We start from the raw sequence: 12,220 nt of genomic DNA on the forward strand, positions 1-12,220 counted from the left end.
AACTCGGAAAAGAAATTTAAAGAGGGGGGTGACAAATGTCTATGATTTCTACACTAAAACAGTTCCACTTAAAGAATCTAATTGTGATTAATCAAGTGTTAAAAAGGTGGTTAATCCTCATGGATAAATGGAAGGAATTGGATGATAAGCTAAATAGGTATCTCAGGCTGGCTACATTCCCTATCGGGGTGAAGCTACTGGAAGAGGAAAAAGAATTAAAAAACATAAGTAGACTAAAAAGACCTGACAAAAAAATAGCCCTTTGCCAAATATTCAGCTATTCCAGATACTATGGATGGACAATGGGTCTAACAGAAGAGGATAATATATGCCCTTTAGCAGAGATAGCTTTAGGATTTGTAGAACCATACGATATATTTTTGGAGGGGTATTTTTTTGTTGGAAGGTATAATGAGACTTTGGAAGGGGCTAAGAAGACCTCAAACATGATTCCCAAAATGCCGTATGGAAAGTTCGGAGCTATTGTTTCGGGTGCTTTGAGTAGGGTGGAGTATGATCCGGATTTTGTTATGATTTATGGCAATACTGCTCAAATGTTGAGGGTAATTCAGGGTTCCCTGTGGAAAGAGGGTGGAAGAATTATTATCTCCACCTTTGGGGACGCCGTATGCGCAGATACCATATCAAACGTGTACCTTACAGGCAAAATACAGATAGCCATGCCCTGCCTTGGTGACCGACGCTTTGGATTAGCAATGGATAGCGACCTGGTTGCCTCTATACCATTAGAGTTTATCGATTCGGTGTTAGAAGGTTTGGAGGGAACTCATAAAGGAGGTTCAAGATACCCCATACCTTATCAGATTTGTACACCAGAATTCTTTCTCGAACAGCAGAAACAATTAGAGGAGGCAAGAAAAGGCAAAAAACCATGATTCTGCTGGGAATCAATCTTTTGCAATGTCGGTGAGGATTTCTTTAAGTCGTTTAGTCATTAAGTTGAATATTTTTTCACCCTTCTCTGCTGAAGCTTTTCGGGGATCGCCCATGACTCCTGTTTTCATCCAGTCCCTTCCTGAAGGCGAAACGAGAAAACGGGGACCGGAGGGATATTCTTCAACGACTTTTTCCATTTGAACTGTTTCCGGTTTTAGGAAAAGCATTAGAGATGTTTCAAGTTCGCAGGCGTGCTGGGGAATGGTTTCCAGCACTTTTAAGAGTTCTTGTCCGGCTAAATCAATGCTAGAAACTAGGAAGGTTTTTATGCTCTTATTCTCCAATGAGAAATCGAAGGCTGCTTCTTTTAATGCCATAAGGTGTGTAGACCCAGCGTGGAAACTGAAAAGTACAATTTTACTGAATCCTTGATTTACCAATTCGAACAGAATATCTTTTACTAGTTGTTTAAGGGTTTCAAATCCAATAGAAACGGTTCCAGGAAATTCTCGAGTGGAGCGGCACAAGCCATAATTCACTATGGGGGCGACGAGAAAATTGGTGCCTTCTGCTACTTTTTTTACAATTGCGTAGCAGAGATCGCTGTCTGTTGATGTTGGAAGATGGGGGCCATGTTCCTCCACTGAGCCAAAAGGAACTATTACAGAATTTGTTTTTTTCAATGCTTCTTCAACTTCGAGCCAAGTCATATCTTCAAGCATGTATTTCAAAGATTTTCCTCCTTGCATCTAGAATAATATTTAAAGAGCTTCATAGATCCCTTTCCAGTCAATTTCTGCTTTTACTGTTTCTTTTAATTTTTTAATTCGTTCTGTGTTACCGGGCTTCAATTTTCCAGTTAATCCTTCTAACTTGCTTATTGTAGTGTAGGTGTCATAGGGAACAAGAATCACTGGAACATTCTTCTCCTTGGCTTTTGATAGCACTCTAACCGCAGGGTACAGATTTCCGGTTAGAATTAGTACTGAGGTGCTGGTTTCAAGTGCGGCTAACGCTATGTCCTCTCGGTCTCCTCCCATTATCACCGCTTTATTTATACTACGTCTAAAATATTTAATGGCACTTTCAGCGGTCATAGAACCTACTAGAATATCTTCAACCAAAATATTATCCAAGTTTGATGGGCCTTCCAGTATTTCGCCTTCCATCAAATCTTGTATATCGGCAACACTGGGAGCTGTGAGTTCTCTATTTTCCTCTATTATTCCCCAGACTTTTAGACCATCTCGCTCAAGAACGGATTTAATCACATCTTTAGTTCTTTGTAAAGAAATTCTTGGAATGTTATTTAGAATTGTGCCTATGCAATCTATGTCTAATAAATCCAATATAGTTTTTCTAAAAATCAGGTCATCCACGTGGATATCACTACGAATAAGGCCTATAATAAGAAACTTGGCGTCAAACTTTTTCGCCATATTGAAAGTTGACAACCTTTTACTGTAGAGAAGTTGCGGTATATGTCCTCCCTCAATAAGTAGTACATCTACTCCCTCTGAAACCCTACTGTAAGCTTTTTCGATTCTTTTTTCAAGGGCTTCGTTAGTTTCCTTAGCCATTGAAGTCAAGTAATTGAAATCAGCTAATACTGGAACAATATCCTCCATTGATTGTTCTAACTTTAATACTTCCTTCATCAACTGAGCATCCGGGTCTATTAAGTATCCGAGTTGTTTTCCCGATGGAAAACGTTCTCTCACAAAAGTTTGCCATCCGATTGGTTTGAAATAACCGACTTTAAGCCCTTGATCCCGTAATATGAGCGCCAAAGAAAGGCAAAACGCGGTTTTACCACTCTGACGAAATCCCGAGATCATCAATTTTTTTGGATCACTCATTTTCATTCACGCCATTTTTTTCGATTTGATTTTTTAACCCTTTTCCAGTGTTATTTTAACATCTAATGCTGAGACCCCTTCCTCGTAAGCAAAGAGGGGGTTTATATCCAGTTCATTAATTATTTTAAAATCCTGCGAGAGTTGTGAAACACGTAGAATTACTTCTATTATGGAATCTATGTCTGAGGGATTTTCACCACGGATACCTTTTAGTAATCTATAGGCTTTAGTTTCCGAGAGCATATTAATTGCTTCCTTTCTGGAGAAAGGTGATATTCTGAAGGCTACATCCTCAAATAGATTTACATAAATTCCGCCAAGCCCCGCAGCAATCATTGGTCCCCATGTTAGGTCTCTAGTCATTCCTATAATTAATTCTCTTCCCTGGGGAACCATTTGTTGTACTGTTATTCCATTAATCTGAGCTTGTGGAAAGAATTTAAAGACATTTGAGAGGATTGTGTAATAAGCGTTAGTTACTTCCTCTTGATTTTCAATGTTCATTATGACGCCACCAATATCCGTTTTGTGTAATATCTGTGGACTTGAAACCTTCATAACCACAGGGTACCCTATTCTTTCAGCAATATCCAAAGCCTCTTCTAAGCTTCCTGCCATCTCAACCTTGGGAGTCGGTATCCCATAAGCATTAGCCACAGCGGCTGCTTCATGGCCAAGTAAAACCACTCTGTGATCATTATAAACATTGGTTATTATCTCAATTACTTTCTCCTTATCAACATCAAATCTTGGTATTTCTTCTTCTTTATCAGCTTTCTTTAAGGATGCGAAATTAATCAAACCCGCCAGAGACTTTACACCTCGTTCCGGAAATTCAAAGCACGGTATACCGTGATTAATCAACGATTTAGAAGCTTCTCGAACACTTTTTCCGCCTATAAAAGAGGTAACAACTGGTTTTTGCTCATATTTTTTAGATATATTAATTATAGACTTCGCGGTTTCCATTGGTCGAGTCATAGCCTGTGGAGTGAGTATAACCAAAACGCAACCCACATTGGAATCTGATAAAACGGCGTCCAAAGCAAGTTCATAGCGATCTTCACGGGCATCACCCAGAATGTCAACTGGATTATAGATCGATGACTCCCTGGGCAAATTGTTTCTGAGGAATTCTATAGTTTCCGACTCAAAAGTAGCCATTGTCAGCCCTTCGGCTTCAACTGCATCTGTTGCAATAATGCTCGGTCCACCTGCATTGGTTATTATAGCCACTGAACTAGTTTTGGGAATATTTTGCTTAGAGAAAGTTATTCCATAATTAAAGAGATCTTCTATGTTGTGGGCTCTTAGCACTCCAATCTGTTTAAATGCTGTTGAGTAGGCTTTATCGCTGCCGGCAAGTGCCCCGGTATGCGAGGAAGCAGCTCTAGCACCAGCCGGACTCACCCCAGATTTTAGTACTACAATAGGTTTGATACGGGAAGTTTTTTTAGCAATTTCAAAAAATTTTGAGCCATCCTCGACATCCTCTAAATATAATAGTATCACTTTGGTATTAGGATCATTAGCCAACGCTTCAATCACGTCAGTTTCATCTAGATCACTTTTATTTCCCAAACTTATGAATTTATTAAAACCAATTCCTTCTTCCAACGACCAATCAAGGATACCAGTCATGATTGCCCCACTCTGGGAAGCAAAAACAATATTCCCCTTCAAAGGAGGCTTAGAGGCGAAAGAGGCATTAATAGGCGTAGATGTGTCAATAAAACCTAGACAATTTGGCCCTAATATCCGAAAATTATATTCTTTAGCTTTTTCAACCAGAGCCCTCTCCAACTCTGCACCCTTATAGCCGGACTCCCTAAATCCAGCGGAGATTACCACCATGCCCTTAATCTTCTTTTTACCACACTCTTCAGCCACCGCAAGTACCGACTCAGCGGGCACCGCTGCTATTGCTAGGTCAACAGACTCATTTATATCAAGTATATTTTTATAAGATTTATAACCTAGAATCTCATCCGCCGAAGGATTTACAGGATAAATTTCTCCTGGAAAATCGCTGGAGATGAGGTTTTTAAGTACAGTATAGCCAACCTTGCCCTCATGTCTTGAGGCGCCAATAATTGCGACAGAATTGGGACTGAAGAGAAAATCGAGCCCGCCCATTTCTTATCTTCCCGTATCTCAATGCTTATTTCTAACCATAATGTGTCACATAATTTAAATTAATTGTATTTCTTAGAAGACATCTTTAATAAAAAATGGAAAGGATAAACAAAGGTATTAAATTTTTAAAAGAAGCCAATGTTCGTAGGTAAGTCTCCCTTAATCACTTCTCCTTCACAACCATCCAAAAATACCTGGTAATTTTTACCCTTGTACTTGTAACGCATAATCCAGACCGGAGCATGAAGATAATAAGCCCTGCCCACCTTAAACTCTGTTTCCAAGTCAATAATCCGATCCGCGTCCTGCTTAGCAAGAAAACGATGGTCATTTTTAATCTGCTGCTTAGCTATATCAACAGCTTCATGCTCTCCTATCTCACTATTAAAAACCTTGGCGCCCTCAGGAATCTTTCGAAAGTCATAAGGCATCCTTCCCTCAAGGGGAATATCAAACTCTCTGGTTGGAAACTCTGTCTTGCGTTGGCCGAACACGATCCAATTATAATTCTTTTTTATTGATCCTTTTTTCTCAATGCGGGGACCTGTACGTTCAAATAGTCCTCTGAATGTGGAGTTTGCAGTTATGGGAATAATCCAGAAAGGTAAGAATTGTAACTGGACATCGGTAAATTTTGCTCTGCGTGCCAAATCTCCGGGAGCAATGAAGCTGTGTTTCATCCAGCTTTTAACGCTGTCTATTGCCTTTTTCTCATTGAAATTACTTGGGAGAAGTGAGTGTTCTAGGGTGAAGGGTTTACCGACGTCTATTACAACCGTGTATCCGCAGTAGGGGCAGGTGACAATTATTTCACCCGAGGAATATTTCAAAGGAGCTCCGCAGTGATCGCATGAAATTTTACTAGTTGCCATTTAAATCCTCTACCTTTTAAAGTTGTAATATAATTAATATAAATCAAATATTAAATTTCATTTAAGAAGATATAATTCTGCTGTATAAGAAATTTCGTATATAGATTCATCACCATTATGCTTTTAATTTTATATTGGAAATCCCCCTCGCTTTTTTGATTTATTATTTTCTATTAGATTATTTTACTGTTTGCGAATTATTGAAAAAAATTAAAAGTGGTTACTGTTTTTTATGTTAATTCCTTTAATTTTTGCATCACCTCTTCTACGTGTCCTGCTACTCTAATCTTTTGCTAAGCTGCAGCAATTTTTCCTTCAGGACTTATAATAAAGGTGCTACGAATCACTCCCACGTATTCTTTGCCATATATTTTTTTCATTCCCGTGCTCCATATGCTTTAAGCATTTTGTTTTCTGGATCATTCAGTAGTGTTAAATTTAGTTTCTGTTTTTGTACAAAACCGCTGTGGCTTTTTGGTGAAACAGGAATCACACAGATCACTATAATGCCTAATTTTTGGAAATCTTTTGAGACATTGGAAAAATTTAGGGATTCCACCGTGCATCCTTTGGTATTGTCCTTAACATATATGTAAATAACGACCCATTTGCCCGAAAAATCTTTTAAACAAACTTCTTTATTGTCTTGGTTCATTAAGCAAAAATCAGGGGCTTTATCTTCAACCTTTACCATAAAATACCCTCCTTCTAAAACTTGCAAAATTTCCAAGTCAAATATATAAACTCCCTAAGAGATGTAACTCTGTTGCATTAAAGAAAAGCTTAATTTTAATTGGCGTGTGTATTTAAAAAGAATTCGAGAGAAGGCTCAAAAAAATGGGAAGATTGATTAGCCTTAAGTCAAGAATGGGAGTATCAATCGGTTTTATGTTTATAGTTCTATTCGGGTTTCTGCTGAGCATAACATTTCTGGCTTTCTATTTTCTAAACTGGATCAACCCGGTGTTCGGAATAGATATTTTGACATTCGCTGTAATCTCACTCGTTTTGGCAGGAATCACTGGACTGTTTATCCTTTCTCAGTGGGCGATTGGACCATCAGTAGTAAGACACTCCATTAATATGCGCTATTTTAAAAAGGGTGAGAATCCGTGGCTTGAATCCGTGGTTAAGGAATTGTCTGAGAAGAGTAATCTGCCGACACCGAAAATTGGTATAACGCCAGACGAGGAGCCAAACGCTTTTGTCTTTGGGAGAACCGCCAAGAGTGCCAACCTGGTGGTAACAAAAGGACTTCTAACTAAACTAAACAAAAAAGAGATTGAAGCCGTAATAGGGCACGAAATAGGACACATAAAACACAAGGATCACCTAGTCATGACCTGCCTAGCTGCCGTACCAGTATTCTGCTTCATAATAGCAATGTTTGCTTTTCACAGTTTAAGATTCGCCCGCATACCCTCCGGCCGCAGAAGAGATGGAGGCGCTATATTATTACTACTCATCGCGGTTGCCATAGTTGCCATGGTAGCATACATAGTAGGTTTATTGATTGTTAGAACTTTAAGTAGAATGAGAGAGTTCTACTCCGACGCCTACTCCGCCTACGTCACCGAAAACCCCAGAGGACTAAAAAGCGCCCTCACAAAAATCGCCTACGGGTTATCAGTAACCCCTAGGGAAACCAAGGGAGTTAGGGCTTTTTTCATAGAGGATCCGGTGAGAGCGAGAAGCGAGATTCAAAATATTGTGAAGCATGGAAGTGAGTATGATCTGGACAAAGACGGGACGCTTGATGAGAAGGAACTGGAGCTCGCTATGGAAAAAGAAGCTAAGAGGAGCAGATGGAACCGCTTCAACAACCTGTTTTCTACGCATCCCCCAACCTACAAGCGCATACTGCTTCTTAGCCAGATTGAGAAAGAGATGGCCTCGGGAAGATACGCTGCAAAAAACATCTACAAATACGTTTAACCAAACATCACTAATATTATTTTTTGAAATATTTAAAGTTCATTTATATAATTTTAATATTTCTGTATTAGATTTTTATTTTTGATAGAAATTCTCATTACAAAAATCAAAGAAAATTTTTCTTAATAGTCAATAGGATTATTTGAACTTAGAGTAAAGTTAATTTTAACAATAGGAAATATAATTATCATCTAAAAATTTCATTGATAAGCAAGTGAGGTGTCCATTTTGGCAAGACTATTTATGCTAAAAGCCAGAATGTCAACATCGATTATATTGATGTTTGTGGTGCTATTCGCCTTCATTTTCGCCTTAAGTATTCTAGTACTGTTTTTATTCACCGAAATTCCAATGTTCTTTGCTGATTCATCTTCAGAATTTTTTGATTATCTTTCCGAATATATCTACGTAGATTGGGAATCAATTGACCCTACATTATTGCAGTTCTTTCTCCAGTATTATGTAGGATACTTTTTTGTAACGCTGCAGATTCAAGCATCTTTATTCAACTCATTCATGCTCTCCCAAAGTTACGGTCCCATGTTGATAGGCGTATCAATTTTCACATTGATTTTCGTAATGTTTCAGTGGGGAATTGGACCTGCTGTGGTAAGGCGTTCACTAGGCCTACAATACATTGGTAAAGGTGGCAATCCCTGGCTCGAAAAAACAGTAGATAATTTAGCCAAAAAAAGCGGCTTACCAACCCCCAAGATAGCAATATGGAATACTGAGCAACCAAATGCATGCGTATTTGGAAGAACCGCAGGCGGCGCCACCTTGGCGGTTTCTAAAGGACTACTAAAAACACTAAATAAAAATGAAGTCGAAGCAGTAATTGGGCACGAAATCGGACACTTAAAACACAAAGACTACTTGGTGATGACCTGCCTAGCTGCAATACCTATCATGTGCTATATGATTGCCATGTTTGCATTCTACGGTTCAAGAGGTTCAAGACGCGGAAAAAGTTTTGCAATTCTAATCATAATAGCAATTTTGGCATTCATAGTATACATAGCAACACTAATAGTGGTCAGGACACTGAGCAGACAGAGAGAATTCTACTCCGACGCCTACTCCGCCTACGTCACCGAAAACCCCAGAGGACTAAAAAGCGCCCTCACGAAAATCGCATATGGACTTAGTTTGAACCCGGCTGAGACCCACGGTGCACGCGCTTTCTTTATTGAAGATCCGGCGAACGCAGTGGATCAAGTGCGTCGTATCGTGGACAGGAAGTACGAATATGATATAGACAAGGACGGCACGCTTGATGAGAAGGAGCTTGAAAAAGCAATGGAAATTGAGGCTAAGAGAACAAAGTGGAATGGGTTGAATAATCTGTTTTCCACACATCCTCCGACATACAAGCGTATTCTTCTTCTGAGTGTGATTGACAGAGAGATGTCGAGTGCAAAGTACTCTACGAAAAACATTTACAAAAACGTGTAAGAAAACAAAAAATTCATTAAACTTCACTGTGCCATTTATTTTTTATTTTTTGTTTCGAATCAATCGTCTATCAAAGAATTTCATAATTTCGGCCCCAACCAGAATTGAACTTGAAACTAGAATCACAACGCCCAATTCAAGAGGCGAAAGTGAAACTGTCCGGAATAGGATCTGAAGTGGTGGAAGATATACCACTGCTAATTGTAGAACTACAGAAATTATGGTTCCTAAAACGAGATACTTGTTTGAAAATAATCCGATTTTAAATATGGATTCTCTACGGGAACGAGTGTTAAAAGCGTTAAAAAGTTGAAGAAAAACCAGGTTCGTAAAAGCAATCGTCCTTGCTAATTCCAACTCTGCATAGTTAATACCAAACGAAGAGAAAACACCCAAAGTGAAACTATATAAGAGGAGAGTGCTTACACACATCAAAGTCCCAACACCAACCATATTATAAAGCATTCTTTTGGTTATTACGGGTTCTCCAGGATCCCTGGGATGGCGAAACATAACACCCTTCTCGGGGGGATCTACTGAAAGCGCCAAAGCAGGGAAACTGTCAGTAACCAAGTTAATCCACAAAATCTGAACCGCAATAACCGGAATAGGCAAACCAATAATCAAACCAATAAAAATAGTTAGTATCTCCCCGGCATTCGTGGATAAAAGAAAGTAGACGGTTTTTTTTATATTATTGTAAATTGTGCGTCCTTCTTCCACTGCGGCAACGCTGGAGGCAAAGTTATCATCAACCAAAATCATATCCGAAGCCTCCTTAGCAACATCCGTGCCAGTAATCCCCATTGCAACCCCAATATCCGCCTTCCTGAGAGCAGGAGCATCATTTACTCCGTCACCGCTCATGGCGACTATGTGGTCTTTCTTTTGTAAGGATTTGACTATTCTGAGTTTGTGTTCCGGGGAGACCCGCGCATAAACGGCTACTTCCTGTACCACCTCATCTAGCTGGGCTTCACTCATGTTCTCTAGATCCGCTCCGGTTAGTACTTTACTATCCCCTTCAAGTAGTCCCAATTTTCTAGCTATAGATCTGGCGGTGAATTCGTTGTCCCCAGTAATCATGACTACTTTAATGCCAGCCTTTTTACTGGTTTGAACCGCCATTATGGCTTCTTCCCGGGGGGGATCTAACATGCCTTCAAAGCCTACGAAAATTAGATCTTTTTCTACATTTTCCGTTGTATACTCCTGATATTCTTCTGGTAGTTCTCTGTAAGCCATGGCTAAAACCCGTAGGGCATCACTTGCCATGTTCTGATTAATTTTTAAAAGTTCTGTTTTTTCCTTAGTGGTTAGTTCTCTTATCTGTCCGTCAGAGTATTTTTTGCTACTCAGATTTAGTATTATTTCTGCTGCTCCTTTAACGTACGCAATTTTTTTCCCTTCAGGTGTTTTATGGATTGTGGACATAATTTTTCTTTCGGACTCAAAGGGTATCTCACCAACACGTGGAAATTGTTTACCAAGTTCTTCTTGTTTGAGCCCCGCCTTTTCTGCAGCTACTATGAGCGCTCCTTCAGTGGGATCACCGATTATGTGCCAGGTTTCATTCTTCTCTAATTTTGCGTTGTTACAGAGGGTGCCTATGGTTAATAGTAGCTCGAGGCTTGGTATTTCTCTTGGATTAACTTTTGAATCTTCATGATAGAATTCGCCTTTGGGGTTGTAACCAATATTTGTTACGTCATATACATTGTTGTTGGTATATAGTTTGGTGACAGTCATTTCGTTTTTGGTAAAGGTTCCGGTTTTGTCGGAACAGATGATAGTTGCGCTGCCTAGTGTTTGCACTGCGGGGAGTTTTCTTATTACGGCGTTTCTTTTAGCCATTCTTTGGACTCCAAGAGCAAGGGTGATGGTAACGACTGCGGGTAAGCTCTCGGGTATGGCTGCTACTGCTAAACCCACGGCAGCTAAGAACATATCAAAGATGTTTTCTTGTCTCAGAATTCCAGTTAAAAATACGATTACGCAGATTAGTATAACAGCGTAGGTCAGCTTTTTTGCCAAATCTTTTAGTTTTATCTGTAGGGGTGTTTCTTCATGTTCCACGGTTTGAATTAATTCCGCGATCCTGCCGATCTCTGTTTTCATGCCCGTGGATACTACGTAGCCATTTCCTCTTCCCCTAGTTACTATGGTGCTCATGTAGGCCATATTACTTCTATCTGATACGGGTAAGTTTTTAACCTCTAACCGTTCAACTCTTTTTTTAACCGGAATTGATTCTCCAGTTAGTATGGATTCGTCTATTTCTAACTTGGTAGATTCCGATATACGAATATCTGCAGGAACACGGTCCCCGGTTTCGATTATTACTAGATCTCCGGGAATCAACTCGCTAGCCGGTATTTCTTCCTCGTGCCCCTCACGTATCACAATAGCTCTGGGTGCTGTTAATTTCTTGAGTGCTTCTATCGACTTTTCAGCTCTATACTCTTGATAAAAACCTAATAGCGCATTTAAAATGACCACCACCGAGATTACAAAAGCATCAGTTAAATCGCCTAAGAAAATGGCTATAATAGATGCAGCGATTAGAATCATAATTAAATAGTTCTTAAACTGCTCCGCGAAAATCCTTAAAGCAGAGGGCCCCTTTCTCTCCTGTAAAATGTTTGGGCCAAATTCTTCTAACCTACGTTTAGCCTCTTCCTTTTTAACCCCGGACAGCCCAGTTTTTAAAGCAGCCTCAACGCTTTCAACGTTCATAGTGTGCCATAATTCTTCATTTTCCAAATTCAATCAACTCACGAAACAAATTGGTAATTACAGGTAGACACGCTCTGGAATTTCCGCTTATCCCTGAAGAGTTTATAAACAAGTACTTTTGCAATTATTTAAATTATTGCAAAATATTTACAGTGTTGAATAATAATTGAAGGACTTTTAACAATACCGTTTAGGGTAAGAATATTAAAATATATTTAAAATTATATTAAAAATTTGTTTTCAATTTTTGATTATTTATTCAATTCTAATGGGCAATTGAAACCGTTGTCCGAAACTTACCCATCTAGGACACTTCCAGATGGTGTTCGG

The 12,220-nt window shown here is 39.3% G+C and carries 9 protein-coding genes; 3 read left to right on the forward strand and 6 right to left on the reverse strand.

Going from position 1 to position 12,220, the window contains the following annotated elements; translation table 11 throughout:
- Nucleotides 1-119 precede the first annotated feature (119 nt).
- Nucleotides 120-896 carry a DUF169 domain-containing protein gene (locus ACUVXA_RS08470; RefSeq protein ID WP_445870817.1) on the forward strand — a complete coding sequence of 259 codons (777 nt, stop codon included), beginning with the start codon at nt 120-122 and terminating at the stop codon, nt 894-896.
- Nucleotides 897-908: 12 nt separating this feature from the next.
- On the opposite strand, the gene ACUVXA_RS08475 is transcribed toward ACUVXA_RS08470, so the two are convergent.
- From ACUVXA_RS08475 to ACUVXA_RS08495, 5 genes are all read right to left on the reverse strand, one after another.
- Complete coding sequence (locus tag ACUVXA_RS08475; RefSeq protein ID WP_445870824.1) at nt 909-1,619, reverse strand: creatininase family protein; 711 nt, start codon at nt 1,617-1,619, stop codon at nt 909-911.
- Between the two features lie 39 nt (nt 1,620-1,658).
- Nucleotides 1,659-2,756, reverse strand: a complete 1,098-nt coding sequence (locus ACUVXA_RS08480; protein ID WP_445870818.1) for a phosphotransacetylase family protein — start codon at nt 2,754-2,756, stop codon at nt 1,659-1,661.
- A gap of 33 nt (nt 2,757-2,789) precedes the next feature.
- Nucleotides 2,790-4,892, reverse strand: coding sequence for an acetate--CoA ligase alpha subunit (acs, locus tag ACUVXA_RS08485; RefSeq protein WP_445870819.1), 2,103 nt, complete (start codon nt 4,890-4,892; stop codon nt 2,790-2,792).
- Nucleotides 4,893-5,017: 125 nt separating this feature from the next.
- On the reverse strand, nt 5,018-5,764 hold the full coding sequence (locus tag ACUVXA_RS08490) for a hypothetical protein (RefSeq protein WP_445870820.1): 747 nt from the start codon (nt 5,762-5,764) through the stop codon (nt 5,018-5,020).
- Between the two features lie 376 nt (nt 5,765-6,140).
- A complete protein-coding gene (locus ACUVXA_RS08495; RefSeq protein ID WP_445870821.1) occupies nt 6,141-6,458 on the reverse strand; it encodes a peroxiredoxin in 318 nt (105 codons plus the stop codon).
- Between the two features lie 143 nt (nt 6,459-6,601).
- On the opposite strand from ACUVXA_RS08495, the gene ACUVXA_RS08500 reads away from it, so the two are divergent.
- Together ACUVXA_RS08500 and ACUVXA_RS08505 are read left to right on the forward strand one after the other, a co-directional pair.
- A complete protein-coding gene (locus ACUVXA_RS08500; protein WP_445870822.1) occupies nt 6,602-7,699 on the forward strand; it encodes a M48 family metalloprotease in 1,098 nt (365 codons plus the stop codon).
- Between the two features lie 228 nt (nt 7,700-7,927).
- Nucleotides 7,928-9,154, forward strand: a complete 1,227-nt coding sequence (locus ACUVXA_RS08505; RefSeq protein WP_445870823.1) for a M48 family metalloprotease — start codon at nt 7,928-7,930, stop codon at nt 9,152-9,154.
- Nucleotides 9,155-9,196: 42 nt separating this feature from the next.
- Here the strand turns inward: ACUVXA_RS08505 and ACUVXA_RS08510 are convergent, their stop codons facing one another.
- Nucleotides 9,197-11,890 carry a calcium-transporting P-type ATPase, PMR1-type gene (locus ACUVXA_RS08510; protein ID WP_445870825.1) on the reverse strand — a complete coding sequence of 898 codons (2,694 nt, stop codon included), beginning with the start codon at nt 11,888-11,890 and terminating at the stop codon, nt 9,197-9,199.
- Between the last annotated feature and the right edge of the window lie 330 nt (nt 11,891-12,220).

The organism is Candidatus Jordarchaeum sp. (assembly GCF_052745115.1).

What these genes read in the sequence shown, in the direction of transcription:
- ACUVXA_RS08490 (WP_445870820.1), bottom strand. Translation starts at nt 5,764, where the DNA reads ATGGCAACTAGTAAAATTTCATGCGATCACTGCGGAGCTCCTTTGAAA.
- ACUVXA_RS08510 (WP_445870825.1), bottom strand. Translation starts at nt 11,890, where the DNA reads ATGAACGTTGAAAGCGTTGAGGCTGCTTTAAAAACTGGGCTGTCCGGG.
- ACUVXA_RS08495 (WP_445870821.1), bottom strand. Translation starts at nt 6,458, where the DNA reads ATGGTAAAGGTTGAAGATAAAGCCCCTGATTTTTGCTTAATGAACCAA.
- ACUVXA_RS08470 (WP_445870817.1), top strand. Translation starts at nt 120, where the DNA reads ATGGATAAATGGAAGGAATTGGATGATAAGCTAAATAGGTATCTCAGG.
- ACUVXA_RS08475 (WP_445870824.1), bottom strand. Translation starts at nt 1,619, where the DNA reads ATGCTTGAAGATATGACTTGGCTCGAAGTTGAAGAAGCATTGAAAAAA.
- ACUVXA_RS08480 (WP_445870818.1), bottom strand. Translation starts at nt 2,756, where the DNA reads ATGAGTGATCCAAAAAAATTGATGATCTCGGGATTTCGTCAGAGTGGT.
- ACUVXA_RS08500 (WP_445870822.1), top strand. Translation starts at nt 6,602, where the DNA reads ATGGGAAGATTGATTAGCCTTAAGTCAAGAATGGGAGTATCAATCGGT.
- acs (WP_445870819.1), bottom strand. Translation starts at nt 4,892, where the DNA reads ATGGGCGGGCTCGATTTTCTCTTCAGTCCCAATTCTGTCGCAATTATT.